The sequence below is a fragment of the Rosenbergiella collisarenosi genome (genome assembly GCF_018494085.1).
Lineage (GTDB): Bacteria > Pseudomonadota > Gammaproteobacteria > Enterobacterales > Enterobacteriaceae > Rosenbergiella > Rosenbergiella collisarenosi.
In genome coordinates this window covers 228,515-248,813 of record NZ_JABBFP010000002.1, presented here as the reverse complement: position 1 = coordinate 248,813, position 20,299 = coordinate 228,515, and the positions used below count along the sequence as shown (strand labels likewise).

The following is a 20,299-nucleotide window of genomic DNA, read 5'->3' as shown; positions in this document are numbered from 1 at the left end:
GTTAGATGCCGTCCATGTAGGCAAGCGTCTCTTTGTACACTGGCTCTACCGCACCCAGCTTTCCGTAGTAGGTTACCAGTTGGTAAATACCGCGGTACTGGACAGGGATTGAACGCAACGGAACCATCGGGAAGCGAATGAACTTCTTATCGTTGGTATATGCCAGCGCACGGTCAGTACCCTTGGCACCGCGACCTTTCAGCCACTTGACGGGCTTAATGTTCAGCGGAACACCGTTGTTATGGTACGCAATGGTGTTAGTGCTTAGGTAGGTCAGCAATGATTGATTACCAGCAGAAGACACGATGATTGTACCCAACAGAGCGTATTGCTCTGGAGGAAGTAACAAGTCAGTCGGGACCATTGAATAACCCGAGTTTTTCCACGCCGCTGTTAACACTGCGTTTACGCTATCGCGGATTTCATCAGCAGTAGAGGTTGCCCACGTTTTTGTAGCCGCAGTCGTCGCAATGCCAGATAAGGTCAGTAACCCCTTAGCGTTAAGGTCGTCGTCACCGATATAAACCTGTTCATCGGTGTCCATGTTCCACTTCAACTGCATACCGTCATACTTCTGCGTATCGATTGGGCGACCAACCTTTGCAGCGGCTTCAAGTTCGATTACCGTCCATCCTAGCTCTTGGCCCCATAATTGGAGGGGGAACCCTTGCTTTTGAATATCGAGGTTTACGCCAGCGATAGCGGTAGAGTCTTTTCCGATCCAGTTTTTACCGTTTGGCTTACCACCGGTACCCGCAGAGGCGAAGTTAGTGTTGGTGAAGGATGAGATATCATCAGCGATGGACACATCTTCACGAAGCTGAATATCACGGCTCCAGGTGTAAGCAACCAGTGGTAGGTTCAGGGTTTGGTCTAGGCGCTCAAGCTCGCCAACCAGAAACGCACCAGTTGAGTCAACGGTCGCGCGGTCAAATGTTTGCATAGTTAATCAGTCCTTAAATCTTGTAAGCCAGCTCAGTGTTACCGTCAGCATCACCTGCACCAGTAAACACAGCGTTTGGAATTTCGATAACAGTGGTCACGCCTTCTGCTGGCGCGGTAGCAGTCAATGCCCCTGCCGATAGGTCGAAGTAGACCGGTGCATTTTTAGTGATCGCCGTAGCGTCACCGCCGATATTCACCGTGATGTAGCCACGTTTCAGCGCATCACCTTGCTGATTACCACCAGAGGTAACGTTTCGAGCAAAGTCAGCAGCTGAAGTAGTTGGGTATGGGCGAACCAAGAAGCCAACGATTGATGCGGCAGTGTCGGTCGCTGTTAGCGGTACGAAATTATCGCCAGAGTATTTACCCGGTAGTCCGTAAGCTGTGAATAGCTTAGTTTCGTCCAGAATCACTGGTTCGGTTGTTAAGTCGCGTGGGCGTGAAATAGCACCGGCAATGCCCGCAGGCATCCGGAATAGATATGCTGTCATGTGGTTACCTTATTTTTTAGACCAGAAGTCGCGAGCGGCTTGGTTAAGTGACGCAGGAGTTGAAGAAGATGAATACGGTGCAGAGTCAGTGGTGCGACCGCGGGTATTGCGTGATTTCGCAATCTCAGATACGGCGTTAAACGCCATGTCCACTACCTGTTTCGGTAGTTTGGAAATTGCAGAGTCACCGACAACTTGACGCACTAGCTGTTTATCAGCAGCACCCAGTACATCGCGCTTGAATGAGGTTGGCTTGGCTTTCTTCGGAATATCGAAGCCCGGCACGATAAGGTCAGCACGGTAGGCGCTATCGCCTGTTACTTGTCCTTCTTCCTCATCATCTTCTGAGTCAGTGGTTTTATCCTCGTCATCAGAGTCGCCGGACTTCTCTTTGTCATCATCGTCAGAGTCACCAGTTTTATCATCTTCGTCACTATCGCCAGTTTTTGGTGATAGGCCTTTGATGGCTGTTAGGAGTTCATCCACCCATGCTGGTCGGTCAGAGTCCATAGTGGGAGTTTCCTGCTCAGGCTTCTGAGGGGGTAACGAGTAATTCGGTGGTGTATCGCTATCGCCACTTGCCATTTCAGCAAGCTCAGCAATATCGTCAGCGTCGCCAGTTTTCACAGCCCGAGCAAATAGGGCGAGAAATCCGGTTTTCTTTTTGGGTTGCATAGAGTCTCTATCTCCTATCGCGCAACGTGAACCAGCACGGCCTTTATCGACCAGTGCCACATGATTACCTCTGATTGAGACTTGCTTAGCCCTTCCTTGGCTAATCCGCTCGTAGTGAGCGTCATAACCGCAGGAGACTTCGCGGAGTCCATCCTCAATGGCTTGGATTGCTTCTGCTGACTTCACTACGAGGTCGGCAAGAATTAGGTCGGCGTTAATACCTTCACCACGGCGCACGTTCTGGACGTGTCCGAAAGAAAGCTCTCGCCAGTTATCGGGATTGATGAATAAAATTGAGCCGTCGATGTCGTGGGGATGGTCAATCGTGATGCTCATACCTTCAAACGAGGCCAGCGTTTCGTCGCTGAATACCTCATCATCGTGGCGCTCTACCACAATCAATCCACCGGGTGACGGCTCAATATCTGGTAAATCATCAGCTGTGTAGGTTTGCTCGCCTGTACGGGCGATAGGGACGTCTCTACATAGCATCCCGCCATCGCTCATCTGGAAACGCGAGTTACCTAGCTGAGTATTAAAAAAGTATTTCATTTCTCACCTGTGAATTTCAGGCATAAAAAAAGCCGCCTAAGCGACCTATTCGGGTTGTTTGAATACCACTTCTGGATAGCATCGACAGTTAGGAACACATCCCGCATGGCCCGTTAACCCGTCTAATGTTGGCGGTGACTCCCAGTGCACAAATTTTCCTTCCATTTCTTTATGCGAATGCCTCACGTCACTGTCATGTGCTGTACGCCAGATATACCCGATTGAGCCAGCAGATAACGCCCTAGCCTGTGTTAGTGCGCCACTTGCGCGACCTAGCTCTGTCCGAGCGATTAGCTTAGCTCTCGACTCGGCAACGTCACCGGAGCGCATAATCTCTTTCTGTAATTCCGAAGCCCGTTCACCATTCACTACAGCCTGAATCGCTCTATTTTGAATGTCGTAAACCCTGTCAGCAGCCTCAAGCGGTAGCGACTTGATGTACTTCACCTGGTCATGGACGATAGAGCGCATCACGTCGCCAATCGGCGCATTGTCGACAATATCCTTTAACCCAACGTGGATATCACGGCTCATCTCTCGCCACTGCCGATCATTCTCTCGAAGTATTCCGGCAGCAAAGGACTCAGCGACACGATTAGCCCAACCATCAATCACATTACTGTAGGCTTCTAGGTTCGCCATGATTTCAGTAACGCTATCGTTTGAACCATCGTAGGAACCGCTTACTATGTCTCCCACTGCTTGCGCTATCCTGCGTAGGCTTGTTCTGTACCGGGTCTCCGCTTGAGTGCTCCGGGGTTGCCTCCTCGACTTGTCCAAGGTTCGGCGGCGGCTCATCCTCTGCATTGCTAATATCCTCATCAGTGATTGAAGCGCCTACACCCGTTATGTCAGAGAGTTCCCGCAAGTCTGTGGCACCTGCTTTAACCGTCATTAGACCAGAGTCTACAGCCGTGCTTAGTGCATTCACTGTGTTGAGTGCCACTGTGGAGCGGTCAAGGTCAGACATTTGCCATAGAGGGTTAAACTCAAAGGTGAAGTCATCCTCTATCGGCTGACCTAGCTCAGAGCGGCTGATAATGTCGATGATACGGCGTAGCGGGTTTCTCAATCGTCGCTCCTGCTGACTCCCGATTCCGTCGTAGTAGTTGGCAAGGTCAGCGTCACCCGTTGAGAATCCTTGGGGGGATTGCCCAAACAAACGAACAAGTGGTATTTGTACCGCGCCTGATATTTGTTCGGAGAACTGAGAAAGAACACCATCAAGCCCACCGAATGAATATTGGTGCGTCTCAAATGTGTCCTTCGCATCCATCAGTGTCAGCCCTTCGTTGGACTGAAACTGACGAATCATATTCATGTGCTTGAGGAACCCTTCGTAAGCAGGGCCGCCCGTAGCGATTAACTGTCTCAACCCATCAACGCTGTACGTTCTCAAGTGAGCCTTAAACACCAACTGAGCAGCCCCAAGAGTTGAGCTATCGTATGCGGTCAGTCGGTCGAATATCCGCTCAATGATAGACATGCCCCACTCATTCTCGGTTATCTTCTGCTGATATGGCAGTGTTACGCCATCGAAGCGAATTAGCCTTGAGTGGTGAATCCTCCAACCTTGCAACCCGGTACCAGTGGTTACCAAGTCGTAAAACTTAGGCATGGTGTAGTGTGGGCCGAGTTCGGTAATTCTCTCTTCCAGATTGGGATTAAGCTGCCAGCGGTCTAGCGGAAGAATACCCTTGAATGATCCCCTACCAATCGTTTCTAGCCTTAATGGGGTTGACGGGTCTTGGCCGTCAATCATGATGTAACCAACAGCGCCACCATAAAGCCGCGCCCACTTAATTACATCGTTGAGTTTATCCCATATTTCCAACGCATCGAATTGGCTCTCAATTACGCCTCGCGCTTTCGGGTCAATCTCTGAGGTGATACGAATCCCCTTACGGGTCATATCGTCCGCTATAGCGTCTACAGCAGCGCCAACTATCCAAGATGACCGATAGCACCACTCAATCTCTAAACGATTGCGAGAGGTAAAATTAGGTCGGTATTCTCCTGCTGCGCTCTGGTTCTCTGTCTGCATCCCTGTACGAGCGACAAGGTTGTTGTAACCATCCGAAGTTTTTACTCCGCGATGGCTTTTGTTTTTTCGTGACATATTCCCTCGCGGAATTGATTAACGCTGACGGCCGAGAGATACCCAAGTACCGATACCGCCCTCTGACGTAATGTAGCCGTCTAGGCCGTAGCGTATTGCGTCGATACAGTGGTTATGAGCATCAGCAATGATAGGCAACACTTCGCCCGTGATGCGGTCGGTCTTGTAAGAGTAAAGCCTTGCTTCTTCTGCGGTATGTTTGCAGCGAGGATGGACGATTATCTTCTCGAATCCGCGCAGGTAGGTAATACCGTCTTCAACGCAGCCTTGCCACTTAGCAGCAGCATCGATAGTGAACCCCTGCCTGCCGAGATAACTGATTGTCTCAGGTCGAGCAGCATCACCCTTGATGGGCCAGCGTCTGACCTCGGGGATAGAGTCATAAAACTCAGCCATCTCATCAAGTTCTACGCCGACACCGTAAGCCTCATATTCGATATAAAGCCTACTGTTAAGCATGAACATGCGAATGAGAGTATTGGGGTCTTGCGCGAATCCGAAGTCAGCACCGAAGAATAAGCGGTCAGCTTGCTTCCAGAGATCGCCATCAAACTCTTCGATAGCGTACTTGCCAGCAAGAACCTGTTTCTCGGAGTTTTCGAGATAGGCACCTTCCCACACCCAAGCATATGTCGCAGGGTCGAGATTCTTCTGGTCTTTAGCACGGACAATCTCAAGCACCTCAGGGAACCACGGGTTATCCGTATAGTTCATTTCAACAGTGATGATTGAATCGTCTTGGCTTTTACGGAATCGCTTATCAGTCGGGCTACCGTCTACCTCAGGGTTCCATGTCACCCATATCTCAGAGCCAGCCTCACGCACTGTAGGGTCAAGCTTCTGCCAAGCCACTTCACTCACCGTCTCGGCTTCATCAACCCAGCACAGCAAGATACGCGCCTTTGATTTGATGCTATCGAGGTTATGACGTAGGCCGGCAAAGACATAACTCACACTGCGGTCAATTGTTCGAATGTACTTCTCGCCGATATCGAAGTTAGCCGCCAACAAAGGAACTGAGCGTATTGCTTGCTTAATCTCCTCCATACTCGACTCTTCCAATGAGTTCATAAACTCACGGGCACACAGTATTACGCCTGACTCGCCATTCATCATGGATTGATAGGCTTTAACGGCTGTCATTAGTGCGAATGTTCGAGTCTTAGCGCTGCCACGCCCACCATGTGAGCATCGATAACGTTTTTTTGTGGCAGTGAAGAGTGGAGCAAGTTTGGCTGGTATGGGTAGCTGTACGCTACTCACGCTTAGCCTCAACGGGTAGTAATTGGATAGTGGTTGGCTTAGGAGTCATGCTGCCGTCGGATGATTTATTATCAATCTCGGCTTTGTCGCTGTAACCATGGTTAGCCAACATGAGCTTGGTTATCGTAGGGTTGAAATCGCCGACAAGCCCCTTATTGATAAGCTTATTCTCTTGTAGTGTCTTAATTGCCTCTAACGTGCCCGAAAACTCTGCGTTGTCTTTGGCGTACTCCTGAGCTGTTGAGCGGCTAATGCCAAGATAACAGGCTAAGCCAGCCACGCTCGGGACTACATCCCCTACTGCTTCATAGCCGCCCATTAAGTATTCTTTAGCCTTTTCGATACTCTCGGCCAACTTACTTGGGCGACCAACTTTGTTTTTAGTCGCCATTATTTATTCCTTATCAATTATCAATATCGAGCACCTGGGTAGGTGCTCTGTATTGTTAACTCGCTGCAGCGGTGTCAGTTGTTGCCGCTGTGGTTGTCACGCCTAACGCAGATAGAGACTCTTTCGACTCTTGCACTGCCTTGATTGTGCGGGCCACTACGTCTGACTCAGCGTACACTCGGCCATATTGCTGAATGAACAGCTTATGTTTGAAGGTGTCGTTTTGAGTGAAGGCCAATGCTTCGGTGACTGCTGCAGTGTCGTAGTTGAGGGTCTGGAGTAGTTCGAGTTGGTTTTGCTGTGCTTCGGTGATGCTAGTATCTGCCATTGTCATGTCCTGAGGTTGATTGCATTAAACAGCACCCGATAGGATGCTCTGTGATGCAGAGAGCCGTTGTGAAAGTGGCTCTCGGGTTAATGGTGTAAAAATTACACCTTTTACGCAGCCTTGATATTTTCTCTCGCAAGTAGTCCTGCTAGCCACTCAACACCTTTCGGAGTGAATTTAGCTTGAGAGAACGCGTGCCCGTTGCCAGCCTCACCCGTTTTCACCTCAAAGCGACCTGCATCAATGTGCTGTGAGTAAGGTGTCATCTTTCCTGCTAGTCGATACATGACCCCATGCTCAATTAGAAAGAGGCGCAGATAATTTTCTTTCACCTTCAGGATTTTTGTTACTTCACGAAACCCCATGAGGCCAGTGGCATTGACGTAATGATCAACAAAGTCAGCCTTAGGTCCAGCGATAGCTAACTTACTCTCTAGCTCTGCTTTCTGTTCTGCTAGGTCGGCAGCTAGTCGTAGTGCTTCGGGTAGCGTTTGAGGGACTCGAGTCTTTTCTTCTAGTTCATGCATGCGCTTAATGACTTTCATGCGAAGCATTGCGCTGTAACCAGTAACCAAGCATTCGGTATGCTCTTTATCGAGAACGTACTCTGCTTGGCTACGGTTCATGCTGTCTGTATAGATACTCGCAAATTTGCTCACATCTTCTTGCAGCTGTTCAAACATCACTTCAATGTCTCTTTTGACATCTGGGTGACGCTTGCCAGTAACCTCGGCAATTTCACGGCTGGTCATTGTTAACGCTTGGTCGTTCACTGGATAGTTCATATCGCTTTTACCTTTTGGTGATAGAGCCTGTTCTCGTAGATAGGAGCAGCCCAAGAGTTGGTCAGCGATAACCGCTGCTTAATCTCAGGCTCTATCCCGAAAGGGACTCTTGGAGTTAAATACGCACGAGAATGCGCCAATAAAAAAGCCCACCTTTTGCGGGCGGGCTTAGATTCGGAGGTTAGAGATTTGCGACAAATAGGCGGTCAACAATTTTTTTAAGTTTTTTATTGTTTTTTAATAACCACAATCGAGGCCACGTTAATGACCTCTGTTCTGGCTACTTGGTTGCTGGCTTTAGAATTTCAGCCTTCACAAACTCAAATACTTTTTTCGCCTCTTCCAGCTCAAAATGCTCAAGAGCTGTGAAGTAAACAGCAAACGCCTTATCGACATCTTCCGCACGGTAATAAACATCTGTGGTAGATGGGGTTGTTGCTACGGCAGGAACGGCTTCTGCTGGCTGCTCGGTAGTTACTGGCTCTGTCATGGGTTTACTCTCTTTGGTGAATAGGCTGATTAGCCACTGGATGATTTTCATTGGCGTTGCGCCTCAATTGTTCTGATTATCTGTCGGTCGATATTGGCCTGATTCAGTAACCCGAATAACTCAGCATTGAGAGCCACACTGTCGCCATAGGTGAATGAGTCGCTTATCTTTGGCTTAGTGAGTGGGCTGGTCAGGTCTGCTGGTATTGCCAGGCACGGAACCTTTACCGCTTGATACTCGACTGTCTTCTGCGGCTTCGCGCAACTTGCTAACAGCGACACTATTAACAGGAGACAAGGCGCACTTATCAGTTTCCAGATAGCGTTTAATTTCATTCTGTAACTCTCTGTTATGTTCTGCGGTGTCGGCACGTTGAGCGAGTACATCAGCCATTACAGCGTTTTGCTTGGTGACCGCCTCGGTAAGCTGTTGTACGCCATCGGCCAGATTATCGTTTTTGGCGCGGAGGTTATTTATCTGCTCGTCTTTACTGTCAGATAACTGTTCTAACCGTGTGTTGGTCGCTTTAAGCTGTGAATTACTAACATTCAGCCCCCACAGCATCAGGATGATTGCCACCGGAATGACGTACCTGATGCTACCTTTTAAAATGCTAATTAATCGCAGCATTGAATAGACCCCGCTCTCTTTGGCGTCTAGAGGCAAGGATGTTTTGATTACTCCCAGCTCTTGACCACATCAACATACAATCAGCGGCTTTACTGTAGTGGCCTGCGTTAAGCTCTTTAAGCATGGTGGAACTCTTGAAGGCATTCACTCCGATGTTGAATACAAAGGAGCAAAGCGCGTCGTATTGATTCTGATTGAGTTTTACTTTCACGTTGTCAGTGATTGCAGACTCTACCCAAGAGAGGTCTTTTTTCAGTATCTCAGAGGATTGCTTACTGGTGATCGCCATCCCCTTTCCTATGGGGATTAGGTTAACCAACCCTGTGTGGCCTACGCCTATCGTCCAAATTCCGCGAGAGTCCTGATAAGCACTTAGGCGCTCACCTTCTTCGTTTTTGATAAACGCGATGCCGTTATTACTGATATTCATTTTTTGTCTCCATCATCCAACCCGAAGCGATGACGGGCATAAGCGAATATAGAATCGACCCCGGCATAACCGATTGCTGCCGATATAGGCCAGCACAGTTCCGGGGAGAAATCCCAGTGAACGATAGCGAAAAGGGCTGTCAATGTAGGCTTAACGAAGAAGCATAAAATCCCACACATCAAAGCCCCTGTTATCACATCCTTGGGATTGCCGTTTTTCTTTCTAACGCCAGCAAGGATTGACATAACAGCCGCTAAGACTGAGTAGCCGATTTCATTACGATGATTCGCTAACCATGAAAGCCATGCAGCCCACCAATCAGGTCTGTCTTGCATAGTCTGTTTCTTCATAGTTACCCCCGAACGGGGATTTACAGTAGGGATTCACCGCCTGTCACTTGATAGTATCTGTATAGGATAATGGGATTGACTTGCGGTGAAATAAAAAAGGCCTCACCGAAGTGAAGCCTTGAAATTTGGGCATAAAAAAACCCCGCCGAGGCGAGGTCTAATATTGGTTTGCTCAGTTCGCTTTTACTCCCAGAGCGTATATCAAATATACTCTACCGAATGCCCGATCTCTTTAGCCATTCGTGCTTTATGCTGCATTTTGTAGAATTTCTTTCTTCAATTCACGCTGTGCGGCATAAAACATTTCTCCTTCTAGTATTGATTCTGCCCATTCCATTCTATTGCGCGCCTCTTTAGGAGTTATGCCAGTGAGATAACCTAAGGACCGCTGAATATCTTGCGAGCTTTTGCACTTACAGTATCTTAATCTTGCTACTGAGCGGATCGGGTTATCCCTGCCGAATGTTTTAGTAATTACGCGTTCCATAAAGTCAGCATCATCAGATTCTTTGGCGAGAGCGATGATGTTGGCTGCTGAAGATTGCGGCACCACTAAGTCACGGGCCTTGCGCATTAACTCTTCCCCTCGGTAGCCCTCACAATAAAGCTGAGACACGACCTTTTCGATTTGTTTGCCCTTCTGTTCACTCCACTCACAACGCATCATTAGACGACCAAGGATGTTTATTTCTCCCTTGTCATATTCTTCGTTGCCGAGGTGCTGCCCCCATAGCTTCAGTAGATGACGAATCCATGCTCGCTGTGACTCATTGATAGTCTTCCAGCCGTTGCCGAATAAACGCCTCATATCAGCCGAGGATCGTACACCTGATATTTTCACCACTAACCGGTAATCGTGTTCAATGCGCATTCTTCTTCCTCCGCTTATTGCCAGGTTGGGCTGGATAACTCTGTGGGGTTTTGTACTGGACTGTTGGGGTTATGGGTGAGAAGTGGTTAAGGAGCTTGGTTATCCAGGTCATTTCATCATCCTTTCTGAAATAATAGATAGAATCGTTGAAGCCCAGAATCCTGATGCAAGAGATATTGCATATCCTGCATCCGAGCAAAAAATGCTTGATACCGACACAGCAACTACAGCTCCAGACAAACATGAAATAATCTGACTCATACTCCCTCCCTCTGCTTAATTAGCTCTCTGGTTTTCTGCCTGTAGTGGTCCCGAATACGAATAAAGTCATCACGCCTGTAATGTGTCATGTCGTGTGGACCATTCAGCCAATCGACCAATTCCTGCCCGAACCTTCTCACCAGATTGGCTTCGTATTGTTGGCTTACGGTTGCTGCCTTTTGACCATACTTAGCTGAGCCTGCATTACAGGATTTGCACTGCCGATAAGCGTTTTTTTCTACGAACCGTAATTCTGGGAACCCGCCAACCGTCTTAAAGTGACCACAATCCCACTGTCCGCCATGTAAGTCGGGCGGGTTGGTTTCACCACAGCTAATGCATGGCTGGTCATGGTCACGGGTTCTAATGAATGTATTGAAGGCTTGCTGTGCTTGCTTTTTGAAGTGGCTATCTGGCTTGAGTTCGAGCTTTCTTATCTGAAGGTGACGTCTTTCTTGCTGGACTTCTTTCTTGCGTTGCTGCTCTTTTTTGATTTTCTCCTTCTCCCTGAGGAGCAATCCGTACTCTGCGCCGTGTTCTGGACTGCACCACCATTCGTTAGGGAATCGGGGATTAAACCACTCACGGCATATCTTGCATCGGCGTCTTGGCTTGCGCATCACTCCCTCCTAAATCGTAATAGTTCGGGTCCTTAGCCTGATATATCGCTTCGCAAGCTTCACACCACCTGTCATCTTCTGAAGGAAAGCCGCAGAGGTTGCATTCAGCGCATGGAGTTGAATCCATGAAGGCACCTATAAATTCAGCAGCTACCTGTGGAACTATGGCATTGCCGTAACCGCGCAATCGTCCCACTCTGGCGGGAATCCCATTAGCCAGCGGGAATGTGCCGGGTTCAACTGGCCTAAAATAGCCATCCCTGCCGCTGAGCCAATCAGGGTCTGACCAGTTATTGCAAGGATTCTGATTGGTTTTTCTACCAGACGAACTGCCCCTCCCAGTGTCGTTCCGCGATTCGTTCCTTGTGCTTTCCCTTCTCCTCGAACCTGTGGGTTGTCTATTGTCGTTGGTGTCGGCCAGTAGGTTAGGTGACAGGCTTGACCTGTCAAAGTCTGCAATCCCCTCTTGGTTGCGGGCTGCATGTTGGTATTTGTTGTCGGCGTGTACCACCAACTTTGACCCGAAGAATAATCTGTCTCTTTTATGCGGGGCGCCGATGCTGCACGCTGGCAATACTGCCGCCCCGCAGGCGTAACCTTGTTTTTCCAGCTCATTGAATAAATCGTCGAGCCAGTGCTTTCCAATCGCTGCCGCAACTTGCTCGCCAAAGAGGATTGCAGGCTTGCACTCATCAACGAGGCGCATAAAGGTTGGCGCGAGATGTCTATCATCAAGCTGTCCGAGTTGCTTACCGGCTGTGCTAAATGGCTGGCAAGGTGGGCTTCCTGTCCAGCACGGGAAATTGTCTGGTATTCCTGCAAGGCGCAGTGCGTATGACCAGCCACCGATGCCAGCGAAGAAGTGACATTGTGTGAATCCTGCGAGGTCTTCTGGTTTAACATCTGTGATACTCCTTTCATCGACTACGCCGTCAGCGATGTGTCCTTGTTTGATTAGCTCTTTGACTTGCTTTAAGTGGTCGGTGTACTGAAAGGTTTTCACTTGCGATTCGAGGGGGATAATTTGCTTCTTGTAGGCTCCGGTTCGCTTGAATATCGCGCCATCCATAGCGACTTGAGTTACCGTCTTAGCCATTACCTGAGCACCTCGTTTCAGTCATCAACCGACCACGCACCACGATGTGATGCTTGCAGTCTTTGTCATCCTCTAATCGCCTTACTGTGTAGCGGTGAACGTGTAGCTGCCTAGCGACCTCGGAATAGTTGTGCTTGTTCTGATTAAGCATTACGGGTATTGATGTGATTTGTTCCATTTGGCATACCTCAAAAAAAGGCTTGTAGCCTGTTGAGAATTGATTGGTCTTTGGTGTTAGCAAAGACGTGTTTAATGGCGGCGTTAATCATGGCGCTGTAGCAGCTCTCGAACTCTTCCTGCTCCATGCTCGCAAAAGACAAGCTTTTGGCTTCTGTTCTGATAGTCCCGTCCAATCTCATCGTTTGCTCATAAAAGCCAGCGAGAATAGTTAGGTCTTTCCTGAACCTATCGAACTGGCTTTTCTCGTCCATGCAATCAAGCCCTAAGCGTTCAGCCGCCCAGTAGCTGAAACAGAACTTAAAGAATACGAACATCTTTTGATGAAATATCGGGTGACGGGATAACTTAATTTCAGCCGTGTAAGTCAGGCCTGTTTTGAATCGATTGATGCGAGGAAGGTCTATATCGTCCGCTAATGCAAATACGCCGCCCGGATGTTTCACCAGTTCGAATTGCAATGGTTATCCTCCTTTTCGATGTTTAATTATCCTGTCTTGTTCAATAACCTTACCAACAATCGCCGCTAAAAATACTAATCGTTGATCTTCAGATGAAGACTGGTAAATTTGCATGAGCTTAACTTCTGGCCGGTCTGCCGATAAAAGGCAATTCGTAATTTCATTTGATAAATGGGAAATGTTCATGGGTATCCTCACTTTAGATATAACCTGCCCTCACTGCCTGAGAGAAAAGGCTGTGTTAACTGCTTTTGGACAAGTAGCTAAATCCGAGAGCGAATATTGCGTAAGTTTCTTGTGTCGGAGTTGTGGAAACCCCGTGTCAGCAAACGTTATCTGTGGTGTTAGATTATCTCCTATGGATTACGTGAAGAGTGGCAGCGATGAATCCATACCGGGCAGTAATCGAATCGGGTTAATTGATTACTTCCCAAAGCCAGAAATAAACTCAGCCCCAGAAAGCTGCCCTGATAGGGCTGCAAAATTCTTTGTCGAAGCGAAAGACAATCTTAAGCGGAGCAATTATGAAACTTCGGTAATGCTATGCCGTAAAGTGATAGACATATCTACAAAAATTATCCTAGGGGATGAATCAGGCAAAGAGCAGCTTTCGAAACGGATCTCTATGCTCCACGCTCAAGGTAAAATTACTGAACAAATGAGGGAATGGGCTCACATTGTGAGATTCGACTCAAATAGTGCCGTTCATTCAGATGAGGAGTTTACTGCACAAGAAGCAGAAGAGATGATTGGATTTACAGAGGTATTCCTGATTTATTCATTCACTCTGCCTGAAATGGTTAAGGCCAAACAGGAAAAGCCTGCTGCTGTTTAGTATTAGTTCGTAGGGGTTATTGGCAATTCCATATTTCTGCGACCCCTTCACGACGCTCCTGCTCCTAGATTTGATGCTTTATCCATTCGCCTAGCATATCCCTCTCCTACTGACATAAAAAAACCGCTTTAAGCGGTGTGGGGGTTAGCTGCCCGATTCGAGGCTTAGTGGCTCAAATGCCTCTATCACATATTTCAATTCATCTGAGCAATCCTGAATTTTCTTCACGGAAGCCATCATTTCTATGCGAAGAAGTCTCGAAAGCACCTTATCTCTTCGAAAGATTATTTTCGGTCTATTTCTGTATCGCTCTCGCGCCGGTAGTGATGATGATTTCCAATAGCGTTTGAAGATGCTACTGCCTTGGTTCATATCGTGGAATACAAGGTCTTGTGTGGTGCTGAGTTTTTTCATAATTAATCCTTGATACGTTAGCTAGAATGCCGACTCTTTCTGGCGCCGTGATGGCTGCTGCCTAGAGTCTCTATTCTGTCGGGCGGCGTGCTGGTCCATGTCGTAGATTGCTCCGTTCTTCTGCAAGCAAAATACCGTACCGGTTTCGCCGTGTCGGTTCAGTCGCAGGATTAACTCCGTTTCGCCAGATGGGACATTTTCATCAAATGCGCCTTCACGGTGGATGCCGACCCAGTAGTCACAGTCCTGTTCAATCTGTCCAGTGTCGCGGGAGTCGCTTGGCAGTGGCCGCTTGTTAACTCGCTTTTCCAGTTCACGGTTAAGCTGAGTAAGTAGGACTACAACGCAATCAAGCTCTTTGGCTAGGTTCTTCAGGCCTTTGGTAATCATCCCGTATGCTAGGTCGTTACGATCTGCTTTCTCTGCGGTCATCAGCGTTAGGTAATCGACAAGAATCATTCCGACACAACCCTTATCACGTTTAACGCGGCGCGCCTCTGCAACGATGTGGGCCAGTGATAATCCAGGAGTATCGTCGATGTAGAACATATCGAGTTCACGCATACGGGTAGCGACCATCAGTGACTTGTTGAAGTCATCGTCGTAGTCACCCTGATATTTCTGCATGTCTTCATCGGTTCGCATGTAGAAAATATTCGGGTTAACGCCGGACTTCTGCCCTACCAGCTTCTCAAGGATTTGGTCGGATGGCATTTCAAGGCTGAACATCAGGGCTGGCTTACTCTCGTTTATCGCACAGTTGATTGCCATCTGGCCGTAGAGCGTGGTCTTACCCATTTTAGGCCGAGCGCCGATGACGAATAACGAACCTTTCACAAGCCCTTTAGGAGCCAGCATGCTATCCAGTGATGGAATGCCAGTGGTTAATCCGCGGGAGGCTTGATTAGGGTCTAGGCGCTTTTCAAGGTCAATCATCCATCCGTCCATCACATCAGCGAAACTGCGTAGCCCGCGGCGGCTTCCCGTCTTGGCGTAGTCGCTAATCTGGTTAGTCATGGCTGAAACTGCCTCTAGCTTCTCGGCAGCGGATAGCGTTGACTTGGTGTAAAGGATTTCGGTTGCCGCGGCGAGTTTCTGGATGCCGTAGCGTTCCATAGCATGGTCACGGACGATTGAGGCGTACTGCGTTAGGTTGGCTGCGGACGGCGTGTTTTTGCAGAGTTCCGCAAGGTAAGCAAATCCCCCCGCCGCTTCGAGTGAACCGCGCTTCTCCATTTCCTCGGATACAGTCAGCATGTCAACCGGTTGATTGCGTTTTAACAGGTCGCGGATGGCTTCGAATAACTGGCCGTGCATCTTGTTGTAAAAACTCTCTGGCTTGATTAGCGTCAAGACCTTCTGCGTCCGTTCCTCGCCGCCGTCCAGCATTAACCCACCGATTACCGCTTGTTCCGCTTGCGTGTTATGCGGAGGTAACATCATTCCATCACTCACAGGCTACCCTCCCGAGTTTTAGTTATCGTGTCTGGTTGCAGTAGGTAATCAAACGAGGCTTTCCAGCCGCGATTATTGTCACCAAAGTAAAAACGTCCGGCAGTCTCCATGAATCGCTGGAAGTATGCCGTAGCAGCTTCGAGCGTTGGTTTATTCAGGTCGCTCAGAAGCATCCGTTTGATGGCGGTTCGTCTTTTCGAGTTTAGCTTCTCAGCGTTGGGTAGTCTGTCACCGACCGTTTCGTTGTAGGCGTTTAAGATTGCTTGGTATGGAATAGGTTTTGATTTCGTTTTCTTGCAAGACGATTGGTCATCACCAGATGACATATCTAATACGTTAGTATTAGATTTATTAGTATATTCTTTATCTGTGGACAAACGCTGGACATCTGCTGGACACACATCACCGCTAGGCGTTGGTGTTACTGGCTCTCGCTTGGACATCTGCTGGACATCTGCTGGACACGAAAATTGCTGATATTCGTCGTATTTTACGACCTGAATTACCGTGAATCTGTTGGTTGATTTAGTCGAAATCATACCGAGATTTTTAAACTTTCTGAGTAGCGATTTAACTCGGTCAGAAGTCAATCCCGTTTCCTCTGCCAGAGTATTTCTACCTGTCAGGAACTCACCGCGCTGGCACATCACATCGCCATAATCCGTTTGGATGACTACTGGTTCATAGTTAGCTCTGAGTAGCAGGTGAACCCATAAGTGTGAGGCTTCGGCATCCTTGTAGAACGGCGTCTCCATAATCTTTCTGTGCAGCAAGGCGAACCCCTTACCGACTGAATTCGGTCTATCGTTATGACTCTTGCGAGCCGTAAAGTTTGCATACGCTACGTTACTCATTTTCTGCTTACCCCTGCTTTAGCTAGTCGAAACTCTCCGATTAACCGTGCGGCAAATGCACGATTGTTGGCGGCTACATCAACCAGCCCTACAGGGCGATCAGGTTGGTAACGCTCCTCTTTTTGCTGGAAATTACTACGCTTTTTTGTCATAATTACTCCTGTGAATTCTTCCAGTTATTCGCACTTACGCCTCTAGTGTTCCAGCACTCGGGGCGTTTTCATTTCCGGTAATCTCTAGCTGAATTTTCGAGTATTCCATTGCCACTGTTAGTAACCAGCGATACTGGTCGAGTGGTAACTTCTTTTCTCCCTTCATAACGAAATCCTCAACACCTGAGGCAGCTAACTGCTCCATCATCTCGGGATATTTCTCAGCTCTGCGTAGAACCGTTGAATCGGCAACACCTAATATCTTTGCTATGACTGTTTGCTTGGTCTTAACGAGAGCCTGGTGGGCTGCTGATAACAGGTGGCGACTGATAAAATCGATATTCATGTTGCGTGTTTTTGCTAGTTCCATTGGGTAATATCCTTGTGTGTTTAGTTGAGCGATCAGCTAATAGCTGAATGCTTAGAATTGGTTCCCCACATTTCGGCAGGGGCGCAGATTATTAAAGAGCGAAACTACTAATTACTTATGCCGCTGACCGTGGCTTTCTGAACAAGTGAGGCATGTCTGGGCGAAGCTCGTAACTTTTAACCAGACCTTTAGTGGCTTTGACAATCAAAGGAACCTTGTCAGGAGAAACCTTTGTTTTTCCGTTCAACCACTTACCTACCGCTTGTTGAGTAACCCCACAGGCATCACCTAGTTTTTTCTGGGAGCCTACATGGTCAATGGCGGTTTTAATTACGATGTTCATAACAACCTCCATTGTGAATATGGTTGTCATTATAAAACTTTAGTTGTTTTATTTGCAACAACTATATTCGTTTGAATTTAAACAACCTACGTTGTAGGTTCATAATATGAAAACTACTTTTGCTGAACGTCTGCGCGAGTCGCGGAAAAATAAAGGATTATCTCAAAAGGCTTTGGGCGAGATGGTTGGCGTATCACAGGCTGCTATTCAGAAGCTTGAGAAAGGCATAGCTACCTCATCCTCCTATACTAGCCAGATTGCTGCTGCCCTTGGCGTCCCATCAATTTGGCTTGCTACCGGAGAGGATAAGGGTGGCGAGTCGATCCCTGATGAGAGTAAATGGGGTAAGGTTTCACCTTGGGATAAAAACACACCTCTTGATGATGATGAGGTTGAGGTGCATTTTCTAAAAGATATAGAGTTTGCTTGTGGCGACGGCACTTACGGCTCTGACGATCACAATGGATTTATGCTCAGATTCTCTAAATCCACATTGCGAAGAGTCGGGGCAAATACTGATGGTTCTGGAGTTCTCTGCTTCCCTGCCACGGGGAACAGCATGGAGCCAGTTATACCAGACGGAACGACAGTAGCAGTAGACACCAATAATAAAAAAGTCATCGACGGGAAGCTTTACGCTATCAATCATGGTGGGCTGAAGAGAATTAAGCAGCTCTACAAAATGCCTAATAATCAAATAAGCGTACGTAGTTTCAACAAGGATGAGTTCGTTGACCAAGAAGTACCCAGCCAAGAAATAGAGGTTATAGGCCGGGTATTCTGGTACTCAGTCATACTTTAAATGCTCTAAATCACAAAAGTCCGCCACTGTGCGGATTTTTTTTCGCCCCAAATCCATTCAAAAACAACCAAATAAAACCTAACCGCATAAAAACAACTGAAATAAACAACCTTTGTTGTTGACATAATGACAACCATAGTTTTAAATAAGCACATCGAAACGAAACATCGATGCGGTAAACGGATTACCTACCGCGCCAGACAAGAGTCAGGCTGCTTCTTTAAAAATAAGGTTGGTATGCCGAGAGGTGTACACCAGAGTGTAGTTGGCTCTGGGATAGTGAATAAGTGGAGCTAAGGAACGGGTAAAGCCGCTGGACTGAGAAGCTTATCGAGAGCGTCAGGATTGAAATAGGACTGGCCACTATCACCAAAGCCAATTACGGAGGTAATCATGAACGCAAAGAAACGCTGTAAGCAGCGCCGTATTGAGCGCCGCAAGTTAGAGCGTGAACAATTAGCCACTGAGAGCCGATTAGAGCAACGCATTGAGTCGATTATGACTGGTTGCTCAGGTCGAGTCAGTAAAGCTCTTAACGGCACTCTGACGCTAAGAGATAGAAGCAGTGAGCCAGGCTCCCAATGCCTGCCAGAAGTCGGAATATTTTTCGCAGGTCATCGTAAATCAGTTTCAGTTAGTGCGAGGTAAGTATGGGTAACGTGAATAAATATAAAATCGACTATGACTGGAAAGCAGAGTTAATAGTCGAGATAGATAGCGATAAAATCGACGATAACGGGTTTGCAGAAATTAATAATTTTTGGAGCGATGCAGACTACCGAAAGCGCAATCATGGTTGCGACAAGAACGCTGTGCTGACGATGCTAGCTAAAGTTTGTATACCCATGGCTTACGAGCAAGGACTTAGCATTGATGGCCTGATTCGGACATTTGATTGGGATAAGGGTTACGGCGTAGAGGGATGGCCTCCGATGAACGGCAGTCACGGAATTAAAATAGTTGGAATTGATACTTACGGATTGTTCGATTCTGACGACATAACGATTTCTACGGTTACTGATTTTACTAAGACAGTGAATAACTAGCTACTCACAACCTACCCTTACCAGACAAGGGTTAATACAGAAAGTGAATAGCTTATTGAATAGATACAAGTCGCCTAGAGCGGCTTTTTTTATGGGAGTAAATCATGAAGATTAAAACTATGGGTGCAAGCCCACTCACCGGCCAGATTTTTCAGGGAACGTTAAATACTGAAAAAGGAATGTGGGTTGGTAAAAAAGAAGATGTAACTGAACAGGCTGTTAAGTCCGTAGCTGAACACCTTCTGATTAAAAAGACTCGCTATGCATACAGAATGCAAGACGGCAAGTATGTAGTTCTATCCCATGAGATTGTTGATTCGTTATCGGATGACTTCATAGCAAAAGCCCACCAGATACGCTAACGGGGACGATGCAATGACGTACAACCAAAAGGTTTACATGATTTTGATGGCGGCACTTGTGGCGTTCTGGTCAACGGTTATCGGTATGCTTGCTTGGGGCGTGATTAGTTATTTTAACGGGGGTTGGTGATGATTTTAGAGCAGTCAATCAAAGAGCATTTTTCCCAGGCATCGAAAAACGCAGACATTGCAAGAGCTGCGGAGAAGCTTGTTAAGTGCAAGGGTCGATATCATGCGGAACTTAATTACAAGGCGCTTGCTGAATTATTTGGGGTCACTGTTCCTACCGTTGAATTGGAATCGAAGTGGGTTAAATGTAGTGATCGGATGCCTGATGATGAAATCGATGTAGTGATAATCAATAAGCATGGGGATCACATTGCAGGTTTTGTAAACGTTCAATATCTGGATACTCACGATGGAACGGGGATAAATATGAATCAGGCCATTTACTGGATTCCATTGCCGCCACACCCTACTGAGTAACCCCCTATAGCTCATTTAAGTTAATATACGCCAATAACAGGAGGATCATCATGGCTAGTCTAATGTGTGTTAAATCAGCAGTTAACTCTGCATTTGTCGAAGGTAAAATCTATACAGCATCAACTGGTTTCAAGACTGTTGTTGGTGAGGACGGAGATACTTCTGAGCCTTGGGAACTTCAAAATTTATCAGTGGTTAATAGTGATTGCGGAATGGTTGCGAAGTTTAAAATATGTAAGTGAGCT

34 protein-coding genes are annotated in these 20,299 nt (G+C 47.5%); 8 read left to right on the top strand and 26 right to left on the bottom strand.

Annotated elements, in window-relative coordinates; all coding sequences use genetic code 11:
- Position 1 precedes the first annotated feature (1 nt).
- The 15 genes from HGT70_RS04000 to HGT70_RS03935 form a co-directional block, all read right to left on the bottom strand.
- A complete protein-coding gene (locus HGT70_RS04000) occupies positions 2-943 on the bottom strand; it encodes a DUF2184 domain-containing protein (RefSeq protein ID WP_214194961.1) in 942 nt (313 codons plus the stop codon).
- 13 nt (positions 944-956) lie between these two features.
- On the bottom strand, positions 957-1,436 hold the full coding sequence (locus HGT70_RS03995; protein ID WP_214194960.1) for a structural cement protein Gp24: 480 nt from the start codon (positions 1,434-1,436) through the stop codon (positions 957-959).
- Between the two features lie 9 nt (positions 1,437-1,445).
- The gene (locus HGT70_RS03990; protein WP_214194959.1) at positions 1,446-2,663 is read right to left on the bottom strand and encodes a DUF2213 domain-containing protein; all 1,218 of its coding nucleotides are present in this window, start codon (positions 2,661-2,663) and stop codon (positions 1,446-1,448) included.
- Positions 2,664-2,708: 45 nt separating this feature from the next.
- On the bottom strand, positions 2,709-3,362 hold the full coding sequence (locus tag HGT70_RS03985) for a phage head morphogenesis protein (RefSeq protein ID WP_214194958.1): 654 nt from the start codon (positions 3,360-3,362) through the stop codon (positions 2,709-2,711).
- Positions 3,319-4,782 (bottom strand): DUF1073 domain-containing protein, encoded by a 1,464-nt coding sequence (locus HGT70_RS03980; protein ID WP_214194957.1) that lies wholly within the window; start codon positions 4,780-4,782, stop codon positions 3,319-3,321. Before HGT70_RS03980 ends, HGT70_RS03985 begins: the two co-directional genes overlap by 44 nt.
- Before the next feature lie 18 nt (positions 4,783-4,800).
- Complete coding sequence (locus HGT70_RS03975) at positions 4,801-6,045, bottom strand: PBSX family phage terminase large subunit (protein WP_214194956.1); 1,245 nt, start codon at positions 6,043-6,045, stop codon at positions 4,801-4,803.
- A complete protein-coding gene (locus HGT70_RS03970) occupies positions 6,038-6,436 on the bottom strand; it encodes a DNA-packaging protein (protein ID WP_214194955.1) in 399 nt (132 codons plus the stop codon). Before HGT70_RS03970 ends, HGT70_RS03975 begins: the two co-directional genes overlap by 8 nt.
- Positions 6,437-6,491: 55 nt before the next feature.
- Positions 6,492-6,764, bottom strand: coding sequence for a DUF2560 family protein (locus tag HGT70_RS03965; RefSeq protein ID WP_214194954.1), 273 nt, complete (start codon positions 6,762-6,764; stop codon positions 6,492-6,494).
- A 110-nt stretch (positions 6,765-6,874) separates the two neighbouring features.
- The gene (locus tag HGT70_RS03960; RefSeq protein ID WP_214194953.1) at positions 6,875-7,549 is read right to left on the bottom strand and encodes a phage antirepressor KilAC domain-containing protein; all 675 of its coding nucleotides are present in this window, start codon (positions 7,547-7,549) and stop codon (positions 6,875-6,877) included.
- 280 nt (positions 7,550-7,829) lie between these two features.
- Positions 7,830-8,090, bottom strand: coding sequence for a hypothetical protein (locus HGT70_RS03955; RefSeq protein WP_214194952.1), 261 nt, complete (start codon positions 8,088-8,090; stop codon positions 7,830-7,832).
- The gene (lysC, locus tag HGT70_RS16830) at positions 8,087-8,320 is read right to left on the bottom strand and encodes an Rz1-like lysis system protein LysC (RefSeq protein ID WP_425328678.1); all 234 of its coding nucleotides are present in this window, start codon (positions 8,318-8,320) and stop codon (positions 8,087-8,089) included. Before lysC ends, HGT70_RS03955 begins: the two co-directional genes overlap by 4 nt.
- The gene (locus tag HGT70_RS03950) at positions 8,214-8,618 is read right to left on the bottom strand and encodes an Rz lytic protein (RefSeq protein ID WP_214194951.1); all 405 of its coding nucleotides are present in this window, start codon (positions 8,616-8,618) and stop codon (positions 8,214-8,216) included. The genes lysC and HGT70_RS03950 overlap by 107 nt, the downstream gene beginning before the upstream one ends.
- 34 nt (positions 8,619-8,652) lie before the next feature.
- On the bottom strand, positions 8,653-9,099 hold the full coding sequence (locus tag HGT70_RS03945) for a lysozyme (RefSeq protein WP_214194950.1): 447 nt from the start codon (positions 9,097-9,099) through the stop codon (positions 8,653-8,655).
- Positions 9,096-9,449: a phage holin family protein gene (locus HGT70_RS03940; protein ID WP_214194949.1), complete on the bottom strand. Its 354-nt coding sequence runs from the start codon at positions 9,447-9,449 to the stop codon at positions 9,096-9,098. Before HGT70_RS03940 ends, HGT70_RS03945 begins: the two co-directional genes overlap by 4 nt.
- 247 nt (positions 9,450-9,696) lie before the next feature.
- A complete protein-coding gene (locus HGT70_RS03935) occupies positions 9,697-10,320 on the bottom strand; it encodes a hypothetical protein (RefSeq protein WP_214194948.1) in 624 nt (207 codons plus the stop codon).
- 82 nt (positions 10,321-10,402) lie between these two features.
- Here HGT70_RS03935 and HGT70_RS03930 point away from each other — a divergent pair, with 82 nt between their 5' ends.
- Entirely contained in the window at positions 10,403-10,576 is a 174-nt protein-coding gene (locus HGT70_RS03930; RefSeq protein WP_214194947.1) for a hypothetical protein, read from the top strand.
- A 1-nt stretch (position 10,577) separates the two neighbouring features.
- On the opposite strand, the gene HGT70_RS03925 is transcribed toward HGT70_RS03930, so the two are convergent.
- From HGT70_RS03925 to HGT70_RS03905, 5 genes are read right to left on the bottom strand one after another with little or no spacing between them, the layout of a single operon-like run.
- Positions 10,578-11,201: a recombination protein NinG gene (locus HGT70_RS03925; RefSeq protein WP_214194946.1), complete on the bottom strand. Its 624-nt coding sequence runs from the start codon at positions 11,199-11,201 to the stop codon at positions 10,578-10,580.
- Complete coding sequence (locus HGT70_RS03920; RefSeq protein WP_244968818.1) at positions 11,164-12,297, bottom strand: DNA cytosine methyltransferase; 1,134 nt, start codon at positions 12,295-12,297, stop codon at positions 11,164-11,166. Before HGT70_RS03920 ends, HGT70_RS03925 begins: the two co-directional genes overlap by 38 nt.
- Positions 12,290-12,475: a phage NinH family protein gene (locus tag HGT70_RS03915; protein WP_214194945.1), complete on the bottom strand. Its 186-nt coding sequence runs from the start codon at positions 12,473-12,475 to the stop codon at positions 12,290-12,292. The genes HGT70_RS03920 and HGT70_RS03915 overlap by 8 nt, the downstream gene beginning before the upstream one ends.
- Before the next feature lie 10 nt (positions 12,476-12,485).
- Positions 12,486-12,935, bottom strand: coding sequence for a DUF1367 family protein (locus HGT70_RS03910; RefSeq protein ID WP_214194944.1), 450 nt, complete (start codon positions 12,933-12,935; stop codon positions 12,486-12,488).
- A gap of 3 nt (positions 12,936-12,938) precedes the next feature.
- Positions 12,939-13,121, bottom strand: a complete 183-nt coding sequence (locus HGT70_RS03905) for a hypothetical protein (protein WP_244968817.1) — start codon at positions 13,119-13,121, stop codon at positions 12,939-12,941.
- Between the two features lie 133 nt (positions 13,122-13,254).
- Here HGT70_RS03905 and HGT70_RS03900 point away from each other — a divergent pair, with 133 nt between their 5' ends.
- The gene (locus tag HGT70_RS03900; RefSeq protein WP_342355565.1) at positions 13,255-13,770 is read left to right on the top strand and encodes a DUF4145 domain-containing protein; all 516 of its coding nucleotides are present in this window, start codon (positions 13,255-13,257) and stop codon (positions 13,768-13,770) included.
- A gap of 144 nt (positions 13,771-13,914) precedes the next feature.
- Here HGT70_RS03900 and HGT70_RS03895 read toward each other — a convergent pair whose 3' ends face one another.
- The 6 genes from HGT70_RS03895 to HGT70_RS03870 form a co-directional block, all read right to left on the bottom strand.
- Positions 13,915-14,184 carry a DUF7301 family protein gene (locus tag HGT70_RS03895; protein ID WP_214194941.1) on the bottom strand — a complete coding sequence of 90 codons (270 nt, stop codon included), beginning with the start codon at positions 14,182-14,184 and terminating at the stop codon, positions 13,915-13,917.
- 21 nt (positions 14,185-14,205) lie between these two features.
- Positions 14,206-15,639: a DnaB-like helicase C-terminal domain-containing protein gene (locus tag HGT70_RS03890; protein ID WP_425328677.1), complete on the bottom strand. Its 1,434-nt coding sequence runs from the start codon at positions 15,637-15,639 to the stop codon at positions 14,206-14,208.
- Positions 15,636-16,493, bottom strand: coding sequence for a DNA replication protein (locus HGT70_RS03885; RefSeq protein ID WP_214194940.1), 858 nt, complete (start codon positions 16,491-16,493; stop codon positions 15,636-15,638). The genes HGT70_RS03890 and HGT70_RS03885 overlap by 4 nt, the downstream gene beginning before the upstream one ends.
- Positions 16,490-16,645: a hypothetical protein gene (locus HGT70_RS03880; RefSeq protein ID WP_198363405.1), complete on the bottom strand. Its 156-nt coding sequence runs from the start codon at positions 16,643-16,645 to the stop codon at positions 16,490-16,492. The genes HGT70_RS03885 and HGT70_RS03880 overlap by 4 nt, the downstream gene beginning before the upstream one ends.
- A gap of 34 nt (positions 16,646-16,679) precedes the next feature.
- Positions 16,680-17,015 (bottom strand): hypothetical protein, encoded by a 336-nt coding sequence (locus HGT70_RS03875; protein ID WP_214194939.1) that lies wholly within the window; start codon positions 17,013-17,015, stop codon positions 16,680-16,682.
- 115 nt (positions 17,016-17,130) lie between these two features.
- Entirely contained in the window at positions 17,131-17,358 is a 228-nt protein-coding gene (locus HGT70_RS03870; protein WP_214194938.1) for a transcriptional regulator, read from the bottom strand.
- Positions 17,359-17,464: 106 nt separating this feature from the next.
- Between HGT70_RS03870 and HGT70_RS03865 the strand changes: the two genes are divergently transcribed.
- The 6 genes from HGT70_RS03865 (at position 17,465) to HGT70_RS03840 (ending at position 20,296) form a co-directional block, all read left to right on the top strand.
- On the top strand, positions 17,465-18,160 hold the full coding sequence (locus tag HGT70_RS03865; RefSeq protein WP_214194937.1) for an XRE family transcriptional regulator: 696 nt from the start codon (positions 17,465-17,467) through the stop codon (positions 18,158-18,160).
- A 393-nt stretch (positions 18,161-18,553) separates the two neighbouring features.
- Complete coding sequence (locus HGT70_RS03860) at positions 18,554-18,808, top strand: transcriptional antitermination N peptide (protein WP_214194936.1); 255 nt, start codon at positions 18,554-18,556, stop codon at positions 18,806-18,808.
- A 2-nt stretch (positions 18,809-18,810) separates the two neighbouring features.
- Entirely contained in the window at positions 18,811-19,206 is a 396-nt protein-coding gene (locus HGT70_RS03855; protein ID WP_214194935.1) for a DUF2528 family protein, read from the top strand.
- 104 nt (positions 19,207-19,310) lie between these two features.
- Positions 19,311-19,568 carry a DUF7446 family protein gene (locus HGT70_RS03850; RefSeq protein WP_214194934.1) on the top strand — a complete coding sequence of 86 codons (258 nt, stop codon included), beginning with the start codon at positions 19,311-19,313 and terminating at the stop codon, positions 19,566-19,568.
- 129 nt (positions 19,569-19,697) lie between these two features.
- On the top strand, positions 19,698-20,054 hold the full coding sequence (locus HGT70_RS03845) for a DUF551 domain-containing protein (RefSeq protein WP_214194933.1): 357 nt from the start codon (positions 19,698-19,700) through the stop codon (positions 20,052-20,054).
- Positions 20,055-20,104: 50 nt separating this feature from the next.
- Entirely contained in the window at positions 20,105-20,296 is a 192-nt protein-coding gene (locus tag HGT70_RS03840) for a hypothetical protein (RefSeq protein ID WP_214194932.1), read from the top strand.
- The last annotated feature ends 3 nt before the right edge of the window (positions 20,297-20,299 follow it).